Source organism: Salmonella sp. 32020114201800008SM (genome assembly GCF_017572025.1).
GTDB classification, from domain to species: Bacteria; Pseudomonadota; Gammaproteobacteria; order Enterobacterales; family Enterobacteriaceae; genus Salmonella; species Salmonella enterica.
In genome coordinates this window covers 356,510-381,281 of sequence record NZ_JAGEQM010000002.1, presented here as the reverse complement: position 1 = coordinate 381,281, position 24,772 = coordinate 356,510, and the positions used below count along the sequence as shown (strand labels likewise).

Below are 24,772 nucleotides of genomic sequence, written 5' to 3'. Positions count from 1 at the left end.
ATTGACGAATAGCTGAAAACCACTAGAATGCGCCTCCGTGGTAGTGATTCTTTTCAAGAATCGATGGTATGCGAAGGTGGCGGAATTGGTAGACGCGCTAGCTTCAGGTGTTAGTGTCCTTACGGACGTGGGGGTTCAAGTCCCCCCCCTCGCACCAAAACCACGTTGATATTGCTCGCACTGGGCGAAGGTGGCGGAATTGGTAGACGCGCTAGCTTCAGGTGTTAGTGTTCTTACGGACGTGGGGGTTCAAGTCCCCCCCCTCGCACCAACGAGGCGATATCAAAAAGTAAGATAACTGTGCGAAGGTGGCGGAATTGGTAGACGCGCTAGCTTCAGGTGTTAGTGTCCTTACGGACGTGGGGGTTCAAGTCCCCCCCCTCGCACCAATTATCTTATCCTTCCTTTGTCTCTTCATTTTCATCCCTGATTCCAGTTCATCATTGCCAACATCATGCCGCCAATAAGCGCCATACACGATGGCAGCAGTACAAAATGCCGTAATTGTTTGTGATACAACATCAGCGCAGACAGTAGCAATCCTGATACAATCAACAGCTTCAGCGCATCAGCTGACAGGCCGATAAACGCCAGTCCAACGATAATCACTCCAGGCAATAATACGCCCCATCCGCTGCCTAACGTCCGCTGCAACATGGTTTCACCTCTGGAATTGATAATGATAACCAATATCATATGATATATTTTCTCATTTGTCAGCCAGGGAGAAAGCTAAAGAGATGAGTTTTACTTAACGGTTGATGACACGTATTCAGTAAGGTGATAAATTGTCCGACTGTTAACGTAAAAACAACAACACCTCGCTTTAAGCGACCTTTTCTCATACGTTATTTTCATGTTGGCGCCCGATTCCGTGTATATCACCGATAAATAACGACAATTACCCATGACAACACCATCCTGGCGGTCGCTTCGTATTAAGAAGTATCAGTTTTCTTTACGTCTTTTCTTGTTTCTCAACGCCGTGTCGGCGCTATTTACTCTCGTTTTCCCCCTTTATCAAATCAATGTATTTTGCACGCCAATGATAGGGATAGTGGTCCTGAGCGTATTACTGTTGATATGGCATGGGAAATATGGACAAAAAAGAATTAACCTCCCCTTTATCTCCCTACTCTTTGGGGGAATATGGGCGGCGCATATTGCGCTAAAGTATCCGGCGTTAGGCCATTATGATTTCTCTTTTTTACTGATTTCCCTGCTTAGCGTTCTGTTTATCGGCTCGATAGCCTTTGCCGCGAATATCGTCGCGTTTACGCTCTATTCGCTACCGCCAGTCGCGGTCTGCCTGTGGCTGAACGGTAATGAACAAGGTTTGCGAATTCTCTATTTGCTGGCCCTGCCAATGGTAGGAATCGCTATTCAACATGTTATCCAGAAACGCTACGATAATTTTGCCCAACAGCTCATGTTTAAGCTGCTGGCCGAGCGGGAAACCCTCAATGGCCTGAGTATGCTTGATCCATTAACCGGCTTATATAACCGCCGTGGCCTGCAAAATCGGCTGGATACGTTACAGGCGCCGGGCAGCCATGAACACTACGTCCTGCTATTGGATATCGATCATTTCAAAGCGTATAACGATCACTACGGTCATATGATGGGCGATCAGGCGTTAATTCGCGTCTCAGCGGCAATTCGGGACGCCGTGCGATCGCGCGATGTTGTCTGCCGTTTTGGCGGAGAAGAATTTCTGGTGTTGCTGACCGCCGCCGAACCACAGCAAGCCCGCGCTACCGCAGAACGTATCCGACAGGAAGTATACGATCTTAAAATCCCGCATATGTTTAACGAAAGCGTCGCCACCAATGTCACTGTCAGTATAGGCATTGCGCCCCTGACGGATCGCAATATCGGAGACGCTATCGAAAAAGCGGATAAAGCGCTCTACGAAGCCAAGCATCTTGGGCGTAACCACATTCTGGTCAGCGACGACATGCGCGCCCTATGAATCCTGCTGACGTAATCGTGCTACGCCAACAGCATTAACCATAAACCGCTTGCCATCGTTTATCGCTATCGATAGGATTGGCAATCATTATCATTTAGATTAACATCATTAAACCGCGCTATGGCCTACCGTTCCGCACCGATTGCTGACGATATTATCTGGCGAGCCGCTCCCCAGCCGGAAGACGCCTCGCTGGCGGACGCAGTACGCGAGACGATCGCCTCTACCCGTGAGCACCTGTTGGACTTCATCCGGCTGGATGAAGCGCCGCCGCCAACGGCGATGACTCTTGCCCAGTGGACGCGCCCCGCGACGTTTCGTTCATTGCTGGCCGCCTATTCCGATCACATCTATCGGCACACGCCAGGCCTGCCACGTGAAAATAAACCGTTACTCTCCCTGTGGGCGCAATGGTATATCGGGCTGATGACGCCGCCGCTGATGCTGGCATTACTGACGCAAGCGCGCGCTATCAATGTCTCGGCAGAACATATTCACGTTGAATTTCATGAAACCGGGCGCGCCGCGTGTTTCTGGCTTGATGTGCATCAGGATAACCTGGCAACGGAACGTTCCCCGGAAGAACGAATGGAAACGCTAATAGTCTCCGCACTACAGCCGGTCATTCAGGCGCTGGAGGCGACTGGCGACATCAACGCGAAACTTATCTGGAGCAATACCGGTTATTTAATCAACTGGTATCTGACTGAGATGAAACCGCTGCTTGGCGAAGCCCTACTGGCAACGCTACGCCAGCGCTGTTTTTTTGAAAAGCAGCTATCCGACGGTCAGGATAACCCGCTGTGGCGGACCGTCGTAATGCGCGACGGTCTTCTGGTACGCAGAACCTGCTGCCAACGTTACCGCTTACCTGACGTACAGCAGTGCGGCGACTGCACGCTAAAGTAAACCGCTTTACGTTGCCTTCAGTTATCGTCACGGCTTACTGCTGCTGGCCTGTCACATTATTATATTTACAGCGGCGCTCTCCGTATGCCAAATTACGTTTTGCCATTTTTGGGTCTACCGTGGCTATTGGTAAGGTCTCAGGAGAGAAGAATGAGTCTGCAATCTGTACGGCAATTTCTGGCCGATCATGCTCCCGATATTGAAATTATCGAATTAAATCAAAGTACAGCGACTGTCGAACTGGCAGCCAAAGCGCACAACGTAGAGCCAGGGCAGATAGCTAAGACGCTCTCGCTTAAAGTAAAAGACACCATTATCCTGGTGGTCGCGAAAGGCGATGCCCGCCTGGATAATAAGAAGCTTAAAACCACTTTCGGCGCAAAAGCCCGTATGTTGAGCAGCGATGAAGTGGTCAATGCAACCGGACATCCTGTCGGCGGCGTATGTCCTTTCGGGCTGGAGCACCCGCTGCCCGTTTATTGCGACATCTCTCTGAAGGGGTATAACGAAGTATTGCCTGCCGCAGGCGCCACGCACAGCGCGGTACGCATCACGCCGGAAAGAATGGCTGAACTGACATCGGCGACCTGGGTAGACGTGTGCCAATAACGTGCCTGGCACCCTGATTCCCCGAACAAGCACGGCGCATCCGGCGCGGGCTATACCCGATGCTGGAGCGCGGTAGCATCGCCGGCGCGCAGATATAACAGAATATCCGCCGCATCGAGTAACCCGGCATCAGAACTCACGCCCAGCTTGGACATCACATTAAACTTATGCGCCCGGATAGTCTTAATGTTACGTTCTAACTGGACGGCAATTTGCGGCATTGAGTAGCCGTTCGACATGAAACGCAGAATCTCCCGCTCGGTTGGACTAAGCATACAATTCTGGTGAAACTCCCAAAGATTGTCTGTACGCTCCGTTGTCCGTCGGGCGCTATTAAGCGATGTAAATAAGGCATCCTGTAAAACATCCAACGGCGACGCTTTGCTGATGACCCCATCCAGCGGCAGCGGGGATAATGCGCTGATTAAGCGGGCTTCAGCATCATCATCGGCAATCACCAGACGCCGCATATGGGGATAATTTATCGCCAGTTCCGTCAGGCTGGATAATCCTGTCCGGCGTTCAGTTCTTAACGCAGAAAGAGAAAAAATAACGGCAGAAAACGGCGTCTTTAGCGCAGCCTTATAAAACGCGGATGGTTTTGAAAAAATATGAAGCGTATGTCGGCAATCCGGCATTGCATCAAATAGCCCTTTAATACCAATGGTGCTCATCACGCATTTTTCTACGAGCGCAACATTTCTCTTGCTGATTCTGTTTTCCATTCCATGGTTTCTCCATATACCGAAGGTAGGTTCAATTCTCTGGCTCCCTGAGAACTGTTTATCCATGCATACATCTCTGCATTACTGTGTATTGATAAGCGTCGCATGGCGCTATTTTTTTGGGCGCTAATTGTTTTATTACTTTTTTTAAGTAACGCCGCAATTTGGTTAATGCCCCACCCTTTTCCTAAAAGGCGTAATACTTTTCGTTCAGACAGCGTAAGGACAATCGGCCTGTCGTGGGACTGCTGAATTTCAGACGGTACCTGAGGCGATAATAACGTTTTACTTATTCTTTCTGAGCGAGCGTTTCCCGCATGGATAACGCTAATAAGATTCTCGATTGGCTCTTCGTCTGAAAGCAAGGTGCTGACGGGGCCCATCAGGAGATCAACCGCATGTGGATAGCAGGATTTAGGAACCAGAAATACCCAATGTATGTCGCGATATTGCGAGATTAAGCTATAAAAATATTCGCAGATAGCGCGGGAAGAGGCATTGTTAACTGCTAAATCAGCAATAACTAAATTACTCCGGCGTAGCTGTAGCAGCGTTAGCTCTTCTATCGTACGACAATACGCCAGTTTATAATCGGGGAAATTACCTGTTATAGCCCCTTTAAGGCCTTCCTGTATAAGAGGGGTTTTACTGATAATAAGTCCATTTTTGCAGCATCCTGGCAGCATAATTCCTCCGCACCCACGCCGCCACTTTTCATTGCCCCATTAATAAAAACACTATAAACAATGATCGCAAAGAAATATAGGCCAAGTGGATTAATTATCCTTGTTTTATTTTTAAATATCTAACATTGATTGCGCTACAATCCACATAGCACAAAAACATGAAATCACTATCGCATAGTTACTCATAAAACCAGAAGCAAGACAATTAAATTAACTAAATTTGCACATTAGCAATTCTAACGAAAACGCATCATATTAATAAATTTAAAATATGAGTTCGCCCTTCATTCATATTGCTGAGTCCTAAAACAAAAGCCCAACAATACTGTCCACCATCCATAAAACCCATGTAATATCTACGAATTACACTAAGTCATGCCTATTTTTACGCCCGCTGCTCACGCCATTGTGGTTAAACCATTAATGCATATCGTTGATAAAATTCACCACATCATTGATTCAAAAATGAGCGGCCAGGCTGGCATAATGCCTCTATTCTGGAAACGGACATACGAGAACCGTCGCCCATAAGGATATCCTGCCTGTGACGAAGCGCACGTCTCAGGAAGCTTATGCGTTGCGTCTGGCGGTTGACGTTTTTATCAACAAGAAATTGATCTTAACCAACGCCATCATGCCTGCGCTTCGTGTTAAAAAGAAAGCCTCTGTCATAGTGGCGGCGCATAGAATGTCTTTTCGGACAGGACGAGTCATGCAAGAAGAGCAATCAATTCAACGAGCAGTAACACGGTTATGTATTCAATGCGGGCTGCTTTTATTGCAGCACGGGGCGGAAAGCGCACTGGTTGATGAGCTTTCCACCCGACTCGGTTTGGCGCTCGGTATGGATAGCGTCGAAAGCGCGATCTCCTCTAACGCCATTGTCCTGACGACCATTAAAGACGGACAATGTCTGACATCGACACGTAAAAACCAGGATCGCGGCATTAATATGCACGTCGTCACGGAGGTTCAGCATATCGTTATCCTCGCGGAACATCGTCTGCTGGATTACAAAGGCGTGGAAAAACGCTTTAGCCAGCTCCGCCCGCTGCGTTATCCGCGCTGGCTGGTGGCGTTTATGGTCGGTCTTTCCTGCTCCTGCTTTTGTAAGCTGAATAATGGCGGCTGGGATGGCGCGGTTATCACCTTTTTCGCCAGTATGATAGCCATGTATATCCGCCAGATGCTGGCGCAGCGGCATTTACATCCGCAGATCAATTTTTGCATTACCGCCTTTGTCGCTACCACGATTTCCGGGCTGATGCTCACCCTTCCCGCCTTTAGCCAGACGCCCACTATCGCCATGGCGGCGAGCGTACTGCTACTGGTGCCGGGCTTTCCGCTGATTAATTCCGTCGCAGATATGTTTAAAGGACATATTAATACCGGGCTGGCGCGCTGGGCTATCGCCAGCCTGTTGACACTGGCCACCTGTGTGGGCGTAGTGATGTCAATGACAGTATGGGGGCTACGAGGATGGGTATAATCGACTTTTTACTGGCGCTAATGCAGGACATGATCTTGTCTGCGATCCCCGCCGTCGGGTTTGCGATGGTCTTTAATGTTCCCCACCGGGCGCTTCCGTGGTGCGCGCTACTGGGGGCGCTGGGTCATGGCTCGCGTATGCTGATGATGAGCGCTGGCTTTAATATCGAATGGTCGACGTTTATGGCTTCGCTGCTGGTCGGCAGTATTGGTATTCAGTGGTCACGCTGGTATCTCGCTCACCCTAAAGTGTTTACCGTCGCGGCCGTGATCCCGATGTTTCCGGGGATTTCCGCCTATACCGCGATGATTTCCGCAGTAAAAATTAGCCATCTGGGCTATAGCGAACCGATGATGATCACGCTGCTGACCAATTTTCTGAAAGCCTCTTCCATTGTTGGCGCACTCTCAATTGGCCTCTCTGTACCGGGATTATGGCTGTACCGCAAACGCCCCCGCGTGTGATTGGTGGAACGCCTCCTGCTGTTCTTACAGGTCTGTGTGGTACTATAAAAACAGTCGCCCTTCTCGGTTGTTGTTCCATATTGAGAAACATTATGTCTTCCAGAATTTTAACGTCGGACGTCATCGGTATTGACGTCCTTTTACACGATCATCATGCTGTGCTGGCGAAGTCAACGGGCGGCGCAGTGGCGGTATTCGCTAATAATGCGCCTGCCTTTTATGCCGTGACGCCTGCACGCATGGCTGAACTGCTGGCGCTTGAAGAAAAGTTATCACGTCCGGGAAGCGATGTGGCGTTAGACGCGCAATTTTACGAAGAACCCGAAGCCGCCCCCGTTGCGATTCCCTGCGGAAAATTCGCCATGTATCCCGCCTGGCAACCGGATGCGGATTTTCAGCGTCAGGCTGCCCTTTGGGGCGTGGCGCTTCGGGAGCCGGTCACCGCAGAAGAGCTGGCGGCGTTTATCGCCTACTGGCAGGCGGAAGGTAAGGTTTTTCACCATATCCAGTGGCAGCAAAAGCTGGCGCGCAGCGTGCAAATCAGCCGTTCCAGCAATGGCGGAATGCCGCAGCGCGACATCAATAGCGTCAGCGAACCTGACAATCATATTCCACCAGGTTTTAGGGGGTAACGATGAAAAATGTTGGCGACCTGATGCAGCGTCTACAAAAAATGATGCCTGCGCATATTACGCCGGCGTTTAAAACGGGCGAAGAATTGCTGGCGTGGCAGAAAGAGCAAGGCGAGATCCGGGCGGCAGCGCTGGCGCGGGAAAATCGGGCGATGAAAATGCAGCGCACCTTTAACCGTTCCGGCATTCGACCGCTGCATCAAAACTGTTCGTTTGATAACTATCGGGTTGAGTGCGACGGACAAATGAACGCGTTAAGCAAAGCCCGACAGTACGTTGATGAATTTGACGGCAATATCGCCAGCTTTGTCTTTTCCGGCAAGCCGGGAACCGGTAAAAACCATCTCGCCGCGGCTATTTGTAACGAGCTGCTGCTGCGCGGAAAGTCGGTACTGATTATCACCGTGGCGGATATTATGTCAGCGATGAAAGACACGTTCAGCAATCGGGAAACCAGCGAAGAGCAGTTGCTTAACGATCTGAGTAACGTTGATCTGTTGGTGATCGACGAGATCGGCGTGCAGACCGAATCTCGCTATGAAAAAGTGATCATCAATCAAATTGTCGATCGTCGTTCCTCGTCAAAACGTCCCACCGGCATGTTGACGAACAGCAATATGGAAGAGATGACGAAAATGCTTGGCGAACGCGTCATGGACCGTATGCGTCTCGGCAACAGTTTATGGGTTAATTTTACCTGGGACAGTTACCGCAGCCGGGTGACAGGTAAAGAGTATTAAATTGCAACGTGCTCCAGGGCGATACGACGCCTGGCTGGCATAACACAGGTGATTACCATGAATACAGCGAAACATGTTCTGTGCTGCGCGGCGATCGCCAGCGTACTGATTTCCACCAGCGGTATTGCCGCCAGTCAGCTAAGCGCTCAGGGCGCGAACGCACAGCAGGGCGGGATGTCGCTTTCTGCGCTAACCGGTTTGCTCAGCAGAGGTGCCCAGTCGCTCAGCGCCGATAATATGAATAATGCCGCCGGTATTTTGCAGTACTGCGCCAAACAGAAACTGGCGTCCGCTACCAACGTGGAAAACGTTAAAAATCAGATTCTGAACAAGTTGGGGTTGGATACCACACAGCAGGAGCAGGACACTAACTACCTGAACGGCCTGCAAGGGTTGCTCAAGACGAAGGACGGCCAGCAGTTGAACCTCAATAATATCGGCAGTACGCCGCTGGCGGAAAAGGTGAAAACCAAAGCTTGCGATCTGGTGTTGCAGCAAGGGCTGAATTTCCTCTCCTGACTGCGTTTTTCTGACCGTGCGCCACGCCGGGACGCCCTGATAAAAGCCGTGTTTTGGCCCTTTACCCGCCAACACGGCATTAACCCGATTTTTCTCTTCGTCTTTTCCTGTTATTAACCGCTATGGCAGGAAGTGATGCCGATCAAAAAACCAACTTTCTAAACTCATTCTAAATAACAGCGCCGTGTAAAGTTATTAGAATTGCAGCAATGTGACATCGCTATTACATTGTTAGAAATTTTTTCCTGCCAGCGATAAGCCTGGTTTATTGAGGATCGTCAGTTGTCCGAGTTGCTCTCTGTCGCTCTGTTTCTCGCCTCTGTGCTGATATATGCCTGGAAGGCGGGCCGTAACACCTGGTGGTTTGCCGCCACTCTCACGGTGCTGGGACTTTTTGTCATTCTGAATATTACCCTGTATGCCAGCGACTATTTTACCGGCGACGGGATCAACGACGCAGTGCTTTATACGCTCACGAATAGTCTGACGGGAGCGGGAGTCGGCAAATATATTCTGCCGGGAATCGGCATTGCCCTGGCGTTAGTGGCGGTATTTGGCGCGCTGGGATGGATACTACGCCGCCGCCGTCACCATCCTCATCATGTCGGTTACAGCCTGCTGGCGTTACTGCTGGCGTTAGGTTCGGTCGACGCCAGCCCGGCGTTTCGCCAGATCACCGAACTGGTAAAATCACAAATGCGCGATGGCGATCCGGATTTTGCCGTTTATTATAAAGAACCAGCAAAAACCATTCCTAATCCGAAGCTCAATCTGGTCTATATCTACGGCGAGAGCCTGGAACGGACCTATTTTGATAATGACGCGTTCCCCAATCTCACGCCAGAGTTAGGCGCGCTGAAAAATGAGGGGCTGGATTTCAGCCATACCATGCAACTGCCGGGAACGGATTACACCATCGCCGGGATGGTGGCTTCCCAGTGTGGTATTCCGCTGTTTGCGCCGTTTGAGGGCAATGCCTCAGCGTCGGTTTCCAGCTTCTTCCCGCAGAATATCTGCCTCGGTGATATTCTGAAAAACTCCGGCTACCAGAACTATTTCGTGCAGGGCGCTAACCTGCGTTTTGCCGGGAAAGACGTGTTCCTGAAATCACACGGATTTGATCATCTGTACGGCGCTGAAGAGCTAAAAACGGTGGTGGCGGACCCGTCTTATCGTAACGACTGGGGCTTCTACGACGATACGGTGCTCGATGAGGCATGGAAGAAATTTGAAGCGCTTTCCCGCTCAGGCCAGCGTTTTTCGCTGTTTACGCTGACCGTAGATACTCACCACCCGGACGGGTTTATCTCACGCACCTGCAACCGCAAACGCTACGATTACGACGGCAAGCCCAACCAGTCCTTTAGCGCCGTAAGTTGCAGCCAGGAAAACATCGCCGAGTTTATCAACAAAATCAAAGCGTCACCGTGGTTTAAAGATACCGTTATCGTCGTCTCTTCCGACCATCTGGCGATGAACAATACGGCCTGGAAATACCTGAATAAGCAAGATCGCAACAATCTGTTTTTCATTCTGCGCGGCGATAAACCACAGCAGGAGACGCTGGCGGTCAAACGCAACACGATGGACAACGGCGCAACGGTGCTGGATATTCTCGGCGGCGATAATTTTATCGGTCTGGGACGTAGCAGCCTTTCCGGGCAGTCGCTGTCGGAAGTGTTCCTGAATGTAAAAGAGAAAGTGCTGGCGATGAAGCCGGATATCATTCGCCTGTGGAATTTCCCGAAAGAGATAAAAGCGTTCACTATCGATCGGGACAAAAACACGATCGCGTTTTCCGGCAGCCACTTCCGCCTGCCGTTACTACTGCGCGTATCGGATAAGCGTGTTGAACCGTTACCGGAAAGTGAATACTCCGCTCCGCTACGGTTCCAGTTGGCCGACTTCGCCCCGCGCGATAATTTCGTTTGGATCGATCGCTGCTACAAAATGGCGCAGCTATGGGCGCCGGCGCTGGCGCTCTCCACCGACTGGTGCGTCTCGCAGGGGCAGCTTGGCGGGCAGCAAACCGTACAGCATGTCGATAAAGCGCAGTGGCAGGGTAAGACGGCGTTTAAAGACACGATGATCGATATGGAACGCTACAAAGGCAACGTCGATACCTTAAAGATTGTCGATAACGATATTCGTTATAAAGCCGATAGCTTTATCTTTAATGTGGCGGGCGCGCCGGAGGAGGTGAAGCAGTTTAGCGGCATTTCCCGGCCGGAGTCCTGGGGCCGCTGGTCAAATGCGCAGTTGGGCGATGAGGTTAAAATCGAATATAAAGCGCCACTGCCGAAAAAGTTTGATCTGGTGATCACCGCCAAAGCCTTCGGCGACAACGCGAATCGACCGATTCCGGTACGCGTAGGCAACGAAGAACAGACGCTGGTGCTGGGTCACGATGTGTCCACTATCACGCTGCATTTCAACAACCCGACGGACGCGAATACCTTAGTCATTGCGCCGCCCGCTCCCGTCTCCACCAACGAAGGTAATATTTTGGGCCATTCGCCGCGCAAATTGGGGATTGGCATGGTGGAGATCAAAGTGGTGAATGTTGAAAGTTAAAAGAGAATGTCATATATGCCGGGTGGCGGCTGCGCCTTACCCGGCCTACACATCATCTTTATCAATAAACTGGCGCACAGGCCTGATAAGCGAAGCGCCATCAGGCACTGTATATGCTACACGCCCCTTTCTGTTAATAATCGAACTGACGGTAGTAACGACGAATATCCAGACTGTGGCCGGTATATTTCTCAAAGTGCGCCGCCAGTCGGTCAACTAACAATGTCGAAACAACACACGGCGCCATGATCCAGCGGAACTCATCATCAATACCGTCCAGCGCATACGCTTTCGGATCAATCACCACCAGGTTATCGGTAATTTTACTGGCAAAACGCTCAACGCGTTCATCCAGCACGCGGCATTTCCCTTCCCCTTTCACCAGAATGAGCGGAACGTCTTTTTCCAGCAGCTCCAGAGCGCCGTGGAAAAATTCCGCAGAGCTGACGGGGCGCGTGCGCTTCCACTGCATCTCTTCCAGGATACACATGGAGAACAGATAGACCTCGCCCCACATCTCCGCGCCGCCGACCCACATCATATAATCGCTGTTATGATAACGGCTGGCGATAGCGTCCGCCTGCGGATCAAATTTTTGTTTCGCTTTCAGCAGATTCGCCGGCAGAATTTCCAGTTGGCTGGCGAAGCGATCGTAACTGGCGAATTCGTTATTGCGCGACAGCACGCGGAAAAACAGCCAGTACAGCAGCATATATTCATATTCCACGCCATTTTTGTGACGCATCGGAATATGCCATGTCGCCGCCTGCGCCAGCGGAGAGTCCGCATTTTTGGTAATAGCGACTACGCGTATTCCCTGCGCTTTACACCACTCGGCGATCGCCACCGATTCTTTGGTATCGCCGGATTTAGACAGCGTAATAACCACAGAGTCTTTATTCAGCCGCTTATTTCCTTTATGAATTAATTCTGCCGCCTGCTCAACATAAACCGGCAACGTTGTTAATTCTTTGGCAAATTCATTAATTGCCATCATTGGCGCCAGTGAACCGCCAACAGAGGCGAAAAATAAAGAACTGAACCCGGCCTGATAAATCTCGTCAGCAACCTGTTCTGCCTTCTGGCGCGCAGCGATGATCTCACGAGCACTCGTCAGGTACTCGTCCTGATTAAAACCCAACATATTTTTCTCCTGATTGTTCAGATTTTACTTTTTAAAACGCGATCGAAATCGTCAAAAATGCGTACCGAAAGGTCGATGCCTTTCAGTGAGGCGATATGAAACGCCATGAGTTGTACCGGCACAATCAACAGTAATGGCGAGAAATGGTGATCAACCGCTACATCCAGCGCAAGCGTCTGGTCATCCTGCGCCGCCTTCGCCAGCGTGAGAGTAAAGGTTTTGGCGACCGCAGGCGTCATATACTCCCGTAGCGCCCTGGAGCGCGCGTCGGGCCGGTCCTCAAAGAAGAACATCACGTGTTCCGCATTGGCTTCCAGATACGGGCCGTGCATATAGGCTTCCAGCTCAAACCCGCTTGAGGGAACACGCACCGTCTCGGTAAATTTAGTTTCCAACTCTTTTGCCACCCCAACCAGCGCGCCGTAGCCTGTCGCCACAAAACGCGTCCCGTTTCGTAAAACGGCCTGGTGCTGGTGAATAAACGCTTCCGTACGCACGATAACCAACGGCAGGGTTGCCGCGATACGTTGAAGCTGCGCCACATACTCCTCGACCTGCGATTCCGTCAGTCGCTGCTGCTGACGGGCAATTAACAACGCGATAAGCAACAGATTCAATACCGTCGCGCTAAATCCACGGGTAACAAAGCCGACGGACTCAATCCCGGTCAGAATATCCAGTGGATAATCACTGGCCTTGCCAAGAGGGCTTTGCGGATCGGCGGTCAGAGCGAATACCGGACGTCCCTGCGCCTGAACTTTACGCATCGCCTCCAGGGTAGAAGCGCTTTTCCCGCTCTGGGAAATAGCAATAACCATATCGGCTTGCGGATCGCTATTCTCATACTGGCTAAAGGTGTACGGCTCTTTAATATCGATAGAGATACCGCAGCACTCAAAGAAATAACGGGCGCAAAAGGCGGCATTCAATGACGATCCGGTGGCTAATATCAGGATTCGTCGTAACGTTTTTTGGCTGGCGAACCGCGATACTTCTTCCAGCGACTGGCGATGGCAGCGAATAATATTCGCCAGGACGTCAGACTCTTCGTTAATATAGGTCAGCATGGTTGGTGACATTGTGTATCCCTCTTAAAATAACCCTATCCAGGAACCGAAAATTCCCACCAGCGCAATACCGCCAATGATGGTTAACGGTTTCACTTTTTTCCCTAACAGCCAGTACACAATGGCGAAGCTAATTAACGGCAGCAGACAAGGCATGATGTCGTTAATAATGTCCTGAACATGGGTTTTCGCCTCTCCCGTACCAAACGTAATGGGAATGGTGATATCAATCATGGAGGCCGTCATCGCGCCAACCACCATCAGACCGATAATCGAGGCGCCATAGGTTAGGCTTTCCATCATTCCGCTTTGCTGAATGCGTTGCAGTACGCCGGTTCCCAGCACATAGCCCCAGCGGGTAAAGAACCAGCGGGCCAGAATATGCGGTACGTTAAACACCAGCAGAAATAAAATCGGCCCCAGAATATTGCCTTTCAGCGCCAGACTGGTACCGATGCCAGTGGCGATAAGACGCAATGTTCCCCAGAAAAAAGAGTCGCCAATACCCGCCAGCGGCCCCATTAACGACGCTTTGACGTTATCGATAGAACTGGCGTCCATCTCTTTCTGCTGGCTATTTTTCTCCTCCATCGCCACGGTAATACCGAGGATCAACGTCACAATGTGCGGCGTGGTATTAAAGAAAGCCAGATGGCGTTTTAGCGCTTCGGCAAGATCTTCTTTTCGGCTATACAGTTTCTTTAATAGCGGAATGAGCGTATAGACGAACGCCAGGTTCATTTGTCGTTCATAGTTCCAGGAAAACTCCATCTGGAATGACCGCCAGAAGACGCGGCGTAAATCACGCGCGGTGACCAGACCAGTGGTTTCCGCCTGCTGGCGGTCTTTATCAGAAATCATCTTCATCGTCATGAGACGCTCCTTGCGCAGGTGCCGGTTGCGAGGCCGCAAATTTCGGCATATTGACCATCACGACGGCGACGATCGCGCCGAGAATCGCAATACCCGTCACCGGAATTTTTAAATACGCCATTAAAACAAAACCGAGGAAAAAATAGGGGGCGACCTTTTTATTAATTAATAAGCGCGCCAGCATGGCAAAACCCAGCGCGGGAATAATACCGGTGGCAACGCTTAATCCATGTTTAATAAATTCTGGAATGGCATCCAGAAAACCTTTAACCATATTCACGCCCGCTAAATAAGAGACCGTGACGATAATCCCCAGCGTCAGCGACAGCCCAATGCCGGAGATTAAATGCATACGCTCAATGCCCCGGGTATCCCCCATCTCAGCGTAAGCATCGGCTTTATGACAGAGCAACGGAATAAACATTCCGTTATAGATATTTTTCACAATTAACGCCAGTGTCGCGATAGGCAAACCTAATAACAGCGCGGTTTCCGCCCCAGCGCCGGAATTAATCGCAAAGGCCACACCTAAAATACCGCCAGTGACCACATCCGGCGGCAGCGACGCGCCCACCGAAAAGGAACCGATAAACGCCAACTCCAGCGTCGCGCCCATCACAATTCCGGTTTCCATGTCGCCCAGCACCAGTCCGGTTAAAAGTCCGGTCACGATAGGTCTGGAAATCAGCGACGTCCCTAATGCATATTCAGACTGGGCGATAAACGCCACCAGTCCAAGTAAAAGCGCCTCTACCATAATATGTCCTCAGGAGGGTATCCGCTCAGGCAAAAAGTTGTTTACGATCGTTAGGCACCAGCCGAATTTCTATCTCTACTCCGTCAGCCGCCAGCTCCCGAAGTTGAGTCATTTCATCCGCTAACAGATTGATGGCTTTAGCAATATTCTGACTCCCTTCACGTACCTTCGTGCCGCCTAAATTAATACTTTTAATGTCGGGTAATTCGCGCGCCAGCCGGTACGCATCCGCCACGGATTCAACAACAATAAAAAGTTTATATTTATCGGTAACGCCGCTTTTTATTGCTTCAATTGAATCGGCAATATTTTTAATAACCAGCTTCACCGCGGGCGGCTTCGCCATTTTAATGGTGGTTTTACGCAGGTCATCATTAGGTACGCTGTCGTTGGCAATTAAAATACAGTCTGCGCCAACGTACTGCGTCCAGGAAAAGGCGACCTGTCCATGTAATAAACGATGATCCACCCGTAAAAAAACAATCATGACGCTTCCTCCCCTTAAAAATCTTTATCGCTTTGCATGGCGCTGGTGATAGTTTGATTGCAGTACTGAATATTTTCTTTTGAATCCGCTAACGCCGTCATTATGGTATGAGTGGTATTGCCATCGTTTTCCGACATAAAGAGATCGATAACCAGCGGCAGGTTAATCCCTGCCAGCAGATGAAAATTTTCTCGTGATAAATAACGGACAAATTCGTTATTCACGCTGCCGGCAAAAATATCGGTCAGCGCAATAATTTCATCTTCCGGCGGGATCCGGGCAATTAGCGTATCTACCTGCTGGCTTAAATCCACGCTCTCTTCAACGTAAGCGCACAGCGTCCAGACATTTGACCGTTTGCCTAAAATCAGCTCCACGGAGTTTAAAACTCCGCTGGCCAGCGTGCCGTGGCTGGCGAAAATATAATGTCTCTTCATCCTGACCTCTAAAACACATTCCACTGTGATAAAAGAGAGCAAGCGGCGTGCCAGAAAAAGTGGCGCGCCGAAAAAAGATGCGGGTTAACAGAGGGAAATCGTTAAAACTGTTGATCTTGCTCGATAAGTTCTGTTTCGAAGGTCAGGATATTATGGATATAGCCAAGCTCGGCGGTGGGGATTTTGACACTGTAGTTACTCTCAATGACACTAAACGCTTCCCGTAGCCGATTCAGTTCCTGTTCCGGACACTGTTGTCCACTATAAGCAGTAATGCCCGCATGGCGGATCAGACGCTCAATCAGGCAACTAATATGCACATAGAGCGCCACCTTTCTTTCATTCGAGACGGTAACGCCCGCCAGATGCTCATAGCGCAGCAGAAACTGCTCAACATGGTTGATGACTTTGCTGGTGTCGAGGATGGTGACGGATTCGATCACTCGTCGGAGCGAGAAGTTTTTCAGCAGCAGGTTGTTGATCTCCGCCACCTGCTCCGGCGTGGTCAGCGAACCAAACAGCCGCATCAGATAGTGATTCCCCTCGCCGGAGATCAGCGAGTCGAGCGAAATCCACGGCACGCTGGCTATGTGCGGGTCCAGCGTGCCGACTATCGCCAGTACGTCGTAGCGCATAAATACCGGCTCCTGGGTTTTATTGCTCGCCAGCATCGCATAATCGCAGGCGACGACGTCAATCTCCAGCGCCTGCGGAATACTGGCGCTCAGTAATGCGCAAAGATTCGTCGCCACCCCGATACCGGTCGCGCAGGTGGTCAGTATGGCGCGCGGTTTGTTGCTTTTCGGCCAGTAGAGCTGATACTCGACCGGCACATCCCGGGCGATATCGCGGGCGATCTCTTCAATAAAATGCCCCTGTAAAATACGCTCCCCTACATACAGGGCCATGCTGGTCGAGACGTTGTTGATAATCGTCACCGGCGTGGAAAGCGCGCGATCAAAATGACGATGAATGGCCTTGAGCGATCCCATATCCACCAGAATCATCAGGCCGGAGGCGAGCGGATGCTCTTCCAGATAGCGCATCACCTGCTGCGCTATCGCCTCCGGCGTGACGTCCAGCGGCATATCGAACGATTCAAAAATCGTATTTTTCAGTAACCGGTTGGCGACGTTGGCGATACTGCTGGCGGTGGCATAGCCATGCGCCAGAATCACCGCATGCGTCACCTGTTTTTGGTTGTTAGCCCCCTGTTTATGCAGCCAAAGCGCCAGCAGCAGCATATCAATGCGTCTCGGCTCCAGATCCAGCTTCTGGCCCAGCGTCTCCAGAATTTGTAAACAGAAGCTGTACAGCAGCGGATATTTCTGGGCGAGGAAGGCGTCCAGTTGGCGGATCTGCTCGCTGTTGAGACGAGAAGGCGCCAGTGCGGTACGATGGATTAAATAGTGGCTAAGCGCGTAAATACAGTTGCCGTTAAGCTGCATATTGAAACGCTTCTCCAGACGATAAAACTCTTCCCGCACCTGGCTTGTAATTAACAGCAACCGCTGTGAGTGCACATTATCGTCGCCGGTAAAAATCAGGCGATCGAAGAGGGTTTCAATTTCATCGCCCATTCTTTTTTGTACCGTCTCCCACCCCTCTTTCCCGCTACGTACCAGCTCGTACAGCGCCAGCACATGACACTGCGTATCATGGATCATGCCCTGCATCTCGTCGCGGGCGCGCAGCAGCCAGGTAAGGTTCGTGTCGGGCGAGATGCTCACCGGCGTGTCGTCCGCCAGCGGTTCATTCAGTGACGGCAATGCCGACAGCATGGCATCCGGCAGATCGTGCAGCGACACGGTAACGGTTTCCTGCCCAGGCTTTTTCGCCCATGCCGTCGCCACCGCATACTTCACCACATTTTTCAGCTCGCCGACGTTGCCGCGATAAACATATTGATTGAGGATCTGCAACAAACGCGGTTTGAGGGTAAGCGTGGCCGAAAGTTTTTTCGCCTCCGTCCAGAAAAACAGTAAGATCAGCGCCTCTTTTTCCTGGCGGCTACGGTGCTGGAGATCCGGCAGGTTGACCTGAATCGGGATGCGTCGCAAAAATGTCGTCAGAAAGGTACTGTGTATCTCTTCGGTCGTCGCAAATACCAGACGTACCGAAACCGGATGCCCCTGCGCGGTGTCGCCTACCCGATAAATTTCACCACGATCGAGCCAGGTAAAGAGCTTCTCCTGCCCTTCGGCGCTCAGCCGGTGGACTTCATCCAGGAATAACATGCCGCCGTCAGCCGCCTCGAACGCGCCCGGTCTGTCGCTCTGCGCGCCGGTAAACGCGCCCTTCACATAGCCAAAAAGATTCGCCGCGAGCAGTTCGGGATTGCTCGCATACTGGGCGCAATTAAAACTGATAAATGGCGCATCCGGCGACAGAAGCGCCTGGGCGATGGCATATTCGTGCATGAGCTGCGCCAGATAACTTTTCCCGGTGCCGCTTTCGCCGGTCATCAGTAGCGGCAGTCCGCCGTCGGGATAAAACAGCGCGGTTTTCAGTTGCTCAATCGGCCGCTTCAGGCTTTCGTTATGGCCAATCAACAGGGAAAAGTGATCGTCCGGCGCGCACTCCTGTTCCCCGTGCGCTAACAGCTCCGCGACGCTGGCGTATTCATTACGCGAAAGGGTAAAAAACTGTTGGCTAAATGCCTGCTTATGCAGGAAATAGACGGGACGGGTATTGATTTTGCAGAGCACGCCCTGCGCCACCAGTTGGTTCAGATAATGGCTGGCGGTATTGCGCTGCATATTAAAACGCTGCGCCAGATAGCGCGCGGTAAACACCTCACTGACATTTTCCGGATCAAAAAAATCCGTTTGGTTCATCAGGAAAGCAAGCAGGGCATCTTTGCGCATCGTATCCTCTCACGATTACCACATCAGCAATTATGATGCCGCGAAACAAGGCTCTCCTGCCGTGCGTTCTCTCGCTTTATTCATTTTTTGTGGATCACCGCACACCTTCACTCAACGTTGGATTAGCGCGCGATATCAGAAAAGAGAGGAGGAAGCGGCGCACGGCCTGGCGTATGAATCACGCTGCGCCATGCGCCTGATGCTGGTTTAAAATCGGCCTGCGCGGACTGCCAGGCCTGGTAAGCGCTACGCCATCAGGCAAAAGTGTGAACATCTCATCCGGCCTACGGTCGTCTGTAGGCCGACTGTTCACCACTACGCCCTTAAAATGTTTCCCAATTATCGCTGCCGTCGGCCACTGCGGCCTTTGGTGACGACACGGCTGCCGGGGTTTTTACCGCAGCCACTTCACGCGCTCGCTGCTGTTGCTGGTGAATACGGAACACCGCGACGGCCTGGGTCAGACGGCTGGCTTGCTCTTCCAGCGCCGCAGCCGCGGCGGCGGACTCTTCCACCAGCGAGGCGTTCTGCTGCGTTACGCGATCCATCTCCGCTACCGCCAGGCCCACCTGGTCGATACCACGGCTTTGCTCGTCAGACGCCGAGGCAATCTCGCCCATGATATCGGTCACGCGGGTCACTGCATTGACGATCTCATCCATGGTTTCACCGGCGCTTTCGACCAGCGTCGACCCCACATCAACACGGCTCACGGAATCCTCAATCAGACTCTTGATCTCTCGTGCCGCCTGCGCGCTACGCTGGGCCAGATTACGGACTTCACCGGCTACCACCGCGAACCCGCGTCCCTGCTCGCCTGCGCGCGCCGCTTCTACCGCCGCATTCAGCGCCAGGATATTGGTCTGGAAAGCAATACCGTCGATTACGCTGATAATATCGGCGATTTTCTGCGAACTGGAGGCGATATCGCGCATTGTTTGTACGACGTTATCCACCACTTTGCCGCCTTTTTGCGCTGTTTCAGAGGCGCTCAATGCCAGGTGACTGGCCTGACGGGCGTTTTCGGCGTTCTGTTTCACGGTGGCGGTCAGTTGTTCCATACTGGCGGCGGTCTCTTCCAGAGACGCTGCCTGCTGCTCAGTACGGGAAGAGAGATCGTTGTTACCCATCGCAATCTCGCTGGCGCCGCTATAGATCGCATTCGCGCCGTTACGTACATCGCCAACGGTACGCATCAGTTCACTTTGCATATGACGCAGGTTTTCAGCCAACTGCCCCATTTCGTTGGAGCCTTCCACGTCGATACGCTTCACCAGATCGCCGCTGGCGATATGACGAATGCTTTCAATCAGACGATTCATCGGGGCAATAAGCGACAGTTTGATGCCGAACCAGACGGCGATAATGACCACCAGAACGGCAATCAGCACACTGACCAGTACCCACATCGCCTGGTTGTAGGAACTGTTGTTATCCTCAACAGCAATATCGTACAGACGATCGTTTTGCTGCATATAGGCCATGTACTGCTTCTCAAAAGCGTCCTGATAGCTTTGAGTCGGTTGATCAAAAAACTCGTTAATCTTACCCGCGCCAAGAAGCTGAATAAGCTCTGCCAACGCGCCGTGGTAGATATCATAGGTTCGTTTGATCTCAAGGAAAGCCGCTTCACTCTGACGTGGATCGCGCGGTAACGCCTCATACTGCTCCCAGTTTTTTTCGGTCAGCTTCAGCGTATTGGTCGCCCCCTGCATCAGTTCAGCGACAGTTGCGCCGCTGCCAATATTGCTCTGGTCCATCATCCAGCGGATACCCGCGCGATTCAGGGTATTACGCGTTTGCAACAGTTCCACCCAGGTTGCATTCAGGGCAGACTGCTGCTGACGAATGGTTTGCAATACGGTGAAGTTTTCTTTGTCATTCTTCAGCGAGTTGAAGAACAGCCCGCCGGATGTCAGTTGTAAAAGGCCAAATAGCGCCAATACCAGCAGTAAGCTGGTAACAATTTTAATTCGCTTTAACATGTTTTCTCTTTCCGCTAGACAGATACAGAATTTTCGGCCTGGAAAGGGAAAACTTTATGGGATGCGCGCCATTAATATCACGATTAGCTCAGTTAAGTCGTTATGACGCCCCGCGCAACAAGGATCGTCCCATTTTATATCGTGATCTCAATCACATAAAATAGCCCACGCCCTCCTCCGCGAAACCGCTTACCGGTACGTCCGACCGCTTAAACCGCCATACAACCACTCACTGATTTACCTAACTTTACGCGCGCGATGATCTGGCAAGATCCTCTCAGCATAGCAGTCAATCTACCTCCTCAAACACGAACTCAATGTCCACCCAGCTTCGGCTGATAATTAAACTTACAACCAGGTTTTACTATGGATACGAAAAAGATATTCAAGCACATACCCTGGGTGATTCTCGGAATCATCGGTGCTTTCTGCCTCTCGGTCGTTGCCCTACGTCGGGGTGAACACGTGAGCGCCCTGTGGATCGTGGTCGCTTCCGTTTCCGTCTATCTGGTGGCTTACCGCTACTACAGCCTGTACATCGCCCAGAAGGTCATGAAACTCGACCCGACGCGCGCGACGCCGGCGGTTATCAATAACGACGGCCTGAACTACGTGCCGACTAACCGCTACGTGCTGTTTGGTCACCACTTCGCCGCCATCGCCGGCGCAGGTCCGCTGGTCGGGCCGGTATTGGCCGCGCAGATGGGCTATCTGCCGGGGACACTGTGGCTGCTGGCGGGCGTGGTGCTCGCGGGCGCAGTGCAGGACTTTATGGTGCTGTTCATCTCTTCCCGCCGTAACGGCGCCTCTCTTGGCGAGATGATCAAAGAAGAGATGGGGACCGTTCCAGGCACCATCGCGCTGTTCGGCTGCTTCTTAATCATGATCATCATCCTCGCGGTGCTGGCATTAATCGTGGTTAAAGCGCTGGCCGAAAGCCCGTGGGGTGTCTTCACCGTCTGCTCCACGGTGCCGATTGCGCTGTTTATGGGCATCTACATGCGCTTCCTGCGTCCGGGACGCGTAGGCGAAGTCTCCGTTATTGGTATCGTGCTGCTGGTGGCGTCTATTTACTTCGGCGGCGTGATTGCCCACGACCCTTACTGGGGCCCGGCGCTGACCTTTAAAGACACCACCATTACCTTCGCGCTGATCGGCTACGCCTTTGTTTCCGCGCTGCTGCCGGTATGGCTGATCCTTGCCCCGCGCGACTATCTCGCTACCTTCCTGAAAATCGGCGTGATCGTCGGTCTGGCGCTGGGGATTGTGATCCTCAACCCGGAACTGAAAATGCCGGCATTGACGCAGTATGTCGACGGTACCGGCCCGCTGTGGAAAGGCGCTCTGTTCCCGTTCCTGTTCATCACCATCGCCTGTGGCGCCGTCTCTGGCTTCCACGCGCTCATCTCTTCCGGTACCACGCCGAAACTGCTGGCCTGTGAGACCGATGCGCGTTTTATCGGCTACGGCGCGATGCTGATGGAGTCCTTTGTTGCGGTGATGGCGCTGGTGGCGGCCTCGATCATTGAACCGGGTCTCTACTTCGCGATGAACACCCCGCCGGCAGGTCTGGGCATTACCATGCCAAACCTGCACGAGATGGGCGGCGAGAACGCGCCGCTGATTATGGCGCAGTTGAAAGACGTTACCGCACATGCAGCGGCGACCGTCAGCTCTTGGGGCTTTGTGATTTCCCCGGAACAAATCCTGCAAACTGCGAAAGATATCGGTGAACCGTCAGTATTGAACCGCGCAGGCGGCGCGCCAACGCTGGCAGTAGGTATCGCGCATGTGTTCCACAAAGTCCTGCCGATGGCGGATATGGGCTTCTGGTATCACTTCGGTATTCTGTTCGAAGCACTGTTTATCCTGACCGCACTGGATGCTGGTACCCGTTCTGGCCGCTTTATGTTGCAGGATTTGCTGGGTAACTTCGTCCCGTTCCTGAAAAAAACCGATTCTCTGGTCGCGGGTATCATCGGTACCGCAGGCTGCGTCGGTTTGTGGGGCTATCTGCTGTATCAGGGCGTGGTCGACCCACTGGGCGGCGTGAAGAGCCTGTGGCCGCTGTTCGGTATCTCTAACCAGATGCTGGCCGCCGTGGCGCTGGTGTTGAGCACCGTGGTACTGATCAAAATGCAGCGCACCAAATACATCTGGGTGACGGTGATCCCGGCGGTATGGCTGCTGATCTGCACCACCTGGGCACTGGGCCTGAAACTGTTCAGCGCCAACCCACAGATGGAAGGTTTCTTCTACATGGCAAACCTGTATAAAGAGAAGATTGCCAACGGCACCAACCTGACCGAGCAGCAGATTGCCAACATGAACCATATCGTGGTGAACAACTACACTAACGCTGGTTTGAGTATTCTGTTCCTGGTGGTGGTGTACAGTATTATCTTCTACGGTTTCACCACCTGGATGAAGGTACGCAACAGCGATAAACGTACCGATAAAGAAACCCCGTATGTGCCCGTGCCGGAAGGCGGCGTGAAGATCTCTTCACACCACTAAAACTGATGCCGGGTAGCGTACAGCGATCCCGGCTAGTGTAGGCCGGATAAGGCGCAAGCCGCCATCCGGCTTTATTCATTAACAGGACGGCAGAATGTTTGATACTTTAGGTCAGGCAAAAAAATATCTCGGCCAGGCGGCAAAAATGTTGATTGGTATTCCGGACTACGACAACTATGTCGAGCACATGAAAACCAACCATCCCGACAAGCCGTACATGACCTATGAAGAGTTCTTCCGCGAACGTCAGCAAGCACGTTACGGCGGCGATGGCAAAGGCGGTATGCGCTGTTGTTAATGGAGAGACTATGACCCCGATTGCAGTTACCCTACTTACCGGTTTTCTTGGTGCCGGCAAAACCACCCTACTACGCCATATCCTCAACGAACAACATGGTTTTAAAATCGCCGTTATCGAAAACGAATTTGGCGAAGTCTCCGTTGACGATCAACTGATTGGCGATCGCGCCACACAGATCAAAACCCTGACTAACGGCTGCATCTGCTGTACCCGCTCCAACGAGCTGGAAGATGCGCTATTAGACCTGCTCGACAGCCGCGACCGCGGCGATATTGCTTTCGACCGCCTGGTGATTGAATGCACCGGCATGGCTGACCCCGGCCCGATTATTCAGACCTTTTTCTCCCATGACGTATTATGCGAACGCTACCTGTTAGACGGCGTGATTGCGCTGGTCGACGCGGTGCACGCTAACGAGCAGATGAACCAGTTCACCATCGCCCAGTCGCAGATAGGCTACGCCGACCGTATCCTGCTGACCAAAACCGACGTGGCAGGCGACAGCGAGAAACTGCGCGAGCGGCTGGCGCGTATCAACGCCCGCGCCCCGGTTTACACCGTGGTACACGGCGATATTGACCTGAGTCAGTTGTTTAATACCAGCGGCTTTATGCTGGAAGAGAACGTGCTGGCAAGCCAACCGCGTTTCCACTTTATTGCCGATAAACAGAACGATGTATCGTCAATTGTGGTGGAACTGGATTACCCGGTGGATATCAGCGAGGTTTCGCGGGTGATGGAAAACCTGCTGCTGGAATCAGCGGATAAACTGCTGCGTTACAAAGGGATGCTGTGGATCGACGGCGAACCCAACCGTCTGCTGTTCCAGGGTGTGCAGCGTCTCTACAGCGCCGACTGGGACAGACCGTGGGGCGACGAAACGCCGCACAGCACGCTAGTGTTTATCGGGATCCAGTTGCCGGAAGACGAGATCAGAGCGGCGTTTGCGGGGTTAAGGAAGTAACCCGCATCAAGGCCATCACAGAATGATGGCCTTCAGAGCAGATATGGCACTCTC

The 24,772-nt window shown here is 52.0% G+C and carries 23 protein-coding genes, 3 tRNA genes and 1 pseudogene; 16 read left to right on the top strand and 11 right to left on the bottom strand.

Annotation, left to right across the window (positions count from 1 at the left end; translation table 11 throughout):
• The first annotated feature begins 70 nt into the window (after window positions 1-70).
• From J4613_RS07855 to J4613_RS07845, 3 genes are all read left to right on the top strand, one after another.
• Window positions 71-157 (top strand) — tRNA-Leu (locus J4613_RS07855).
• A 27-nt stretch (window positions 158-184) separates the two neighbouring features.
• A tRNA-Leu gene (locus J4613_RS07850) sits at window positions 185-271 on the top strand.
• 31 nt (window positions 272-302) lie between these two features.
• A tRNA-Leu gene (locus J4613_RS07845) sits at window positions 303-389 on the top strand.
• Between the two features lie 31 nt (window positions 390-420).
• Here J4613_RS07845 and J4613_RS07840 read toward each other — a convergent pair.
• Entirely contained in the window at window positions 421-657 is a 237-nt protein-coding gene (locus tag J4613_RS07840) for a DUF1435 domain-containing protein (protein WP_000941877.1), read from the bottom strand.
• A gap of 250 nt (window positions 658-907) precedes the next feature.
• Between J4613_RS07840 and J4613_RS07835 the strand changes: the two genes are divergently transcribed.
• The 3 genes from J4613_RS07835 (at window position 908) to J4613_RS07825 (ending at window position 3,490) form a co-directional block, all read left to right on the top strand.
• The gene (locus tag J4613_RS07835) at window positions 908-1,972 is read left to right on the top strand and encodes a diguanylate cyclase (RefSeq protein WP_080193242.1); all 1,065 of its coding nucleotides are present in this window, start codon (window positions 908-910) and stop codon (window positions 1,970-1,972) included.
• Window positions 1,973-2,092: 120 nt separating this feature from the next.
• Entirely contained in the window at window positions 2,093-2,881 is a 789-nt protein-coding gene (fhuF, locus tag J4613_RS07830; protein ID WP_080193243.1) for a siderophore-iron reductase FhuF, read from the top strand.
• A gap of 150 nt (window positions 2,882-3,031) precedes the next feature.
• Entirely contained in the window at window positions 3,032-3,490 is a 459-nt protein-coding gene (locus J4613_RS07825; RefSeq protein ID WP_000058276.1) for a YbaK/EbsC family protein, read from the top strand.
• A gap of 50 nt (window positions 3,491-3,540) precedes the next feature.
• On the opposite strand, the gene bglJ is transcribed toward J4613_RS07825, so the two are convergent.
• Both bglJ and J4613_RS07815 read right to left on the bottom strand, forming a co-directional pair.
• Window positions 3,541-4,215, bottom strand: coding sequence for a DNA-binding transcriptional activator BglJ (gene bglJ / locus J4613_RS07820; protein WP_080193244.1), 675 nt, complete (start codon window positions 4,213-4,215; stop codon window positions 3,541-3,543).
• Window positions 4,176-4,901, bottom strand: a complete 726-nt coding sequence (locus J4613_RS07815) for a LuxR C-terminal-related transcriptional regulator (RefSeq protein WP_000936666.1) — start codon at window positions 4,899-4,901, stop codon at window positions 4,176-4,178. Before J4613_RS07815 ends, bglJ begins: the two co-directional genes overlap by 40 nt.
• A 712-nt stretch (window positions 4,902-5,613) precedes the next feature.
• On the opposite strand from J4613_RS07815, the gene J4613_RS07810 reads away from it, so the two are divergent.
• From J4613_RS07810 to opgB, 6 genes are all read left to right on the top strand, one after another.
• Complete coding sequence (locus J4613_RS07810) at window positions 5,614-6,390, top strand: threonine/serine exporter ThrE family protein (RefSeq protein WP_001727653.1); 777 nt, start codon at window positions 5,614-5,616, stop codon at window positions 6,388-6,390.
• Window positions 6,381-6,854: a threonine/serine exporter gene (locus J4613_RS07805; RefSeq protein ID WP_000511329.1), complete on the top strand. Its 474-nt coding sequence runs from the start codon at window positions 6,381-6,383 to the stop codon at window positions 6,852-6,854. The genes J4613_RS07810 and J4613_RS07805 overlap by 10 nt, the downstream gene beginning before the upstream one ends.
• 92 nt (window positions 6,855-6,946) lie before the next feature.
• Complete coding sequence (gene dnaT, locus J4613_RS07800; protein ID WP_000098578.1) at window positions 6,947-7,486, top strand: primosomal protein DnaT; 540 nt, start codon at window positions 6,947-6,949, stop codon at window positions 7,484-7,486.
• Window positions 7,487-7,488: 2 nt separating this feature from the next.
• The gene (gene dnaC, locus J4613_RS07795; RefSeq protein ID WP_000799924.1) at window positions 7,489-8,226 is read left to right on the top strand and encodes a DNA replication protein DnaC; all 738 of its coding nucleotides are present in this window, start codon (window positions 7,489-7,491) and stop codon (window positions 8,224-8,226) included.
• A gap of 57 nt (window positions 8,227-8,283) precedes the next feature.
• Window positions 8,284-8,745, top strand: a complete 462-nt coding sequence (locus J4613_RS07790) for a DUF2501 domain-containing protein (RefSeq protein WP_001090314.1) — start codon at window positions 8,284-8,286, stop codon at window positions 8,743-8,745.
• 282 nt (window positions 8,746-9,027) lie between these two features.
• The gene (gene opgB / locus J4613_RS07785; RefSeq protein ID WP_111742488.1) at window positions 9,028-11,319 is read left to right on the top strand and encodes a phosphatidylglycerol--membrane-oligosaccharide glycerophosphotransferase; all 2,292 of its coding nucleotides are present in this window, start codon (window positions 9,028-9,030) and stop codon (window positions 11,317-11,319) included.
• Window positions 11,320-11,452: 133 nt separating this feature from the next.
• Here the strand turns inward: opgB and J4613_RS07780 are convergent, their stop codons facing one another.
• The 7 genes from J4613_RS07780 to J4613_RS07750 all read right to left on the bottom strand — a co-directional run bounded on the left by J4613_RS07780 (window position 11,453) and on the right by J4613_RS07750 (window position 18,951).
• The gene (locus J4613_RS07780; RefSeq protein ID WP_023236864.1) at window positions 11,453-12,463 is read right to left on the bottom strand and encodes an SIS domain-containing protein; all 1,011 of its coding nucleotides are present in this window, start codon (window positions 12,461-12,463) and stop codon (window positions 11,453-11,455) included.
• Window positions 12,464-12,480: 17 nt separating this feature from the next.
• Window positions 12,481-13,542: an SIS domain-containing protein gene (locus tag J4613_RS07775; RefSeq protein WP_111742489.1), complete on the bottom strand. Its 1,062-nt coding sequence runs from the start codon at window positions 13,540-13,542 to the stop codon at window positions 12,481-12,483.
• 12 nt (window positions 13,543-13,554) lie between these two features.
• Window positions 13,555-14,403, bottom strand: coding sequence for a PTS system mannose/fructose/sorbose family transporter subunit IID (locus tag J4613_RS07770; protein WP_198871410.1), 849 nt, complete (start codon window positions 14,401-14,403; stop codon window positions 13,555-13,557).
• The gene (locus J4613_RS07765) at window positions 14,381-15,160 is read right to left on the bottom strand and encodes a PTS mannose/fructose/sorbose/N-acetylgalactosamine transporter subunit IIC (protein ID WP_000228863.1); all 780 of its coding nucleotides are present in this window, start codon (window positions 15,158-15,160) and stop codon (window positions 14,381-14,383) included. The genes J4613_RS07770 and J4613_RS07765 overlap by 23 nt, the downstream gene beginning before the upstream one ends.
• 25 nt (window positions 15,161-15,185) lie before the next feature.
• A complete protein-coding gene (locus J4613_RS07760) occupies window positions 15,186-15,647 on the bottom strand; it encodes a PTS system mannose/fructose/N-acetylgalactosamine-transporter subunit IIB (RefSeq protein WP_000634727.1) in 462 nt (153 codons plus the stop codon).
• Between the two features lie 14 nt (window positions 15,648-15,661).
• Entirely contained in the window at window positions 15,662-16,084 is a 423-nt protein-coding gene (locus tag J4613_RS07755; RefSeq protein WP_000820693.1) for a PTS sugar transporter subunit IIA, read from the bottom strand.
• Between the two features lie 101 nt (window positions 16,085-16,185).
• On the bottom strand, window positions 16,186-18,951 hold the full coding sequence (locus J4613_RS07750) for a sigma-54-dependent transcriptional regulator (protein WP_001622134.1): 2,766 nt from the start codon (window positions 18,949-18,951) through the stop codon (window positions 16,186-16,188).
• 136 nt (window positions 18,952-19,087) lie between these two features.
• On the opposite strand from J4613_RS07750, the pseudogene J4613_RS22655 reads away from it, so the two are divergent.
• Window positions 19,088-19,162: pseudogene (locus J4613_RS22655) on the top strand (GNAT family N-acetyltransferase); the annotation flags it as partial.
• A 112-nt stretch (window positions 19,163-19,274) separates the two neighbouring features.
• Here the strand turns inward: J4613_RS22655 and tsr are convergent.
• Window positions 19,275-20,936 (bottom strand): methyl-accepting chemotaxis protein, encoded by a 1,662-nt coding sequence (tsr, locus tag J4613_RS07745; RefSeq protein ID WP_000919519.1) that lies wholly within the window; start codon window positions 20,934-20,936, stop codon window positions 19,275-19,277.
• A gap of 366 nt (window positions 20,937-21,302) precedes the next feature.
• Between tsr and btsT the strand changes: the two genes are divergently transcribed.
• The 3 genes from btsT (at window position 21,303) to yjiA (ending at window position 24,718) form a co-directional block, all read left to right on the top strand.
• Window positions 21,303-23,453, top strand: a complete 2,151-nt coding sequence (gene btsT, locus J4613_RS07740) for a pyruvate/proton symporter BtsT (RefSeq protein WP_000379929.1) — start codon at window positions 21,303-21,305, stop codon at window positions 23,451-23,453.
• 94 nt (window positions 23,454-23,547) lie between these two features.
• Complete coding sequence (locus J4613_RS07735; RefSeq protein WP_000460616.1) at window positions 23,548-23,751, top strand: YbdD/YjiX family protein; 204 nt, start codon at window positions 23,548-23,550, stop codon at window positions 23,749-23,751.
• 10 nt (window positions 23,752-23,761) lie between these two features.
• Window positions 23,762-24,718, top strand: coding sequence for a GTPase (yjiA, locus tag J4613_RS07730; RefSeq protein WP_000187838.1), 957 nt, complete (start codon window positions 23,762-23,764; stop codon window positions 24,716-24,718).
• Window positions 24,719-24,772: the final 54 nt, after the last annotated feature.

What these genes read in the sequence shown, in the direction of transcription:
- J4613_RS07840 (WP_000941877.1), bottom strand. Translation starts at nt 657, where the DNA reads ATGTTGCAGCGGACGTTAGGCAGCGGATGGGGCGTATTATTGCCTGGA.
- J4613_RS07835 (WP_080193242.1), top strand. Translation starts at nt 908, where the DNA reads ATGACAACACCATCCTGGCGGTCGCTTCGTATTAAGAAGTATCAGTTT.
- fhuF (WP_080193243.1), top strand. Translation starts at nt 2,093, where the DNA reads ATGGCCTACCGTTCCGCACCGATTGCTGACGATATTATCTGGCGAGCC.
- J4613_RS07825 (WP_000058276.1), top strand. Translation starts at nt 3,032, where the DNA reads ATGAGTCTGCAATCTGTACGGCAATTTCTGGCCGATCATGCTCCCGAT.
- bglJ (WP_080193244.1), bottom strand. Translation starts at nt 4,215, where the DNA reads ATGGAAAACAGAATCAGCAAGAGAAATGTTGCGCTCGTAGAAAAATGC.
- J4613_RS07815 (WP_000936666.1), bottom strand. Translation starts at nt 4,901, where the DNA reads ATGCTGCCAGGATGCTGCAAAAATGGACTTATTATCAGTAAAACCCCT.
- J4613_RS07810 (WP_001727653.1), top strand. Translation starts at nt 5,614, where the DNA reads ATGCAAGAAGAGCAATCAATTCAACGAGCAGTAACACGGTTATGTATT.
- J4613_RS07805 (WP_000511329.1), top strand. Translation starts at nt 6,381, where the DNA reads ATGGGTATAATCGACTTTTTACTGGCGCTAATGCAGGACATGATCTTG.
- dnaT (WP_000098578.1), top strand. Translation starts at nt 6,947, where the DNA reads ATGTCTTCCAGAATTTTAACGTCGGACGTCATCGGTATTGACGTCCTT.
- dnaC (WP_000799924.1), top strand. Translation starts at nt 7,489, where the DNA reads ATGAAAAATGTTGGCGACCTGATGCAGCGTCTACAAAAAATGATGCCT.
- J4613_RS07790 (WP_001090314.1), top strand. Translation starts at nt 8,284, where the DNA reads ATGAATACAGCGAAACATGTTCTGTGCTGCGCGGCGATCGCCAGCGTA.
- J4613_RS07780 (WP_023236864.1), bottom strand. Translation starts at nt 12,463, where the DNA reads ATGTTGGGTTTTAATCAGGACGAGTACCTGACGAGTGCTCGTGAGATC.
- J4613_RS07775 (WP_111742489.1), bottom strand. Translation starts at nt 13,542, where the DNA reads ATGTCACCAACCATGCTGACCTATATTAACGAAGAGTCTGACGTCCTG.
- J4613_RS07770 (WP_198871410.1), bottom strand. Translation starts at nt 14,403, where the DNA reads ATGACGATGAAGATGATTTCTGATAAAGACCGCCAGCAGGCGGAAACC.
- J4613_RS07765 (WP_000228863.1), bottom strand. Translation starts at nt 15,160, where the DNA reads ATGGTAGAGGCGCTTTTACTTGGACTGGTGGCGTTTATCGCCCAGTCT.
- J4613_RS07760 (WP_000634727.1), bottom strand. Translation starts at nt 15,647, where the DNA reads ATGATTGTTTTTTTACGGGTGGATCATCGTTTATTACATGGACAGGTC.
- J4613_RS07755 (WP_000820693.1), bottom strand. Translation starts at nt 16,084, where the DNA reads ATGAAGAGACATTATATTTTCGCCAGCCACGGCACGCTGGCCAGCGGA.
- J4613_RS07750 (WP_001622134.1), bottom strand. Translation starts at nt 18,951, where the DNA reads ATGCGCAAAGATGCCCTGCTTGCTTTCCTGATGAACCAAACGGATTTT.
- tsr (WP_000919519.1), bottom strand. Translation starts at nt 20,936, where the DNA reads ATGTTAAAGCGAATTAAAATTGTTACCAGCTTACTGCTGGTATTGGCG.
- btsT (WP_000379929.1), top strand. Translation starts at nt 21,303, where the DNA reads ATGGATACGAAAAAGATATTCAAGCACATACCCTGGGTGATTCTCGGA.
- J4613_RS07735 (WP_000460616.1), top strand. Translation starts at nt 23,548, where the DNA reads ATGTTTGATACTTTAGGTCAGGCAAAAAAATATCTCGGCCAGGCGGCA.
- yjiA (WP_000187838.1), top strand. Translation starts at nt 23,762, where the DNA reads ATGACCCCGATTGCAGTTACCCTACTTACCGGTTTTCTTGGTGCCGGC.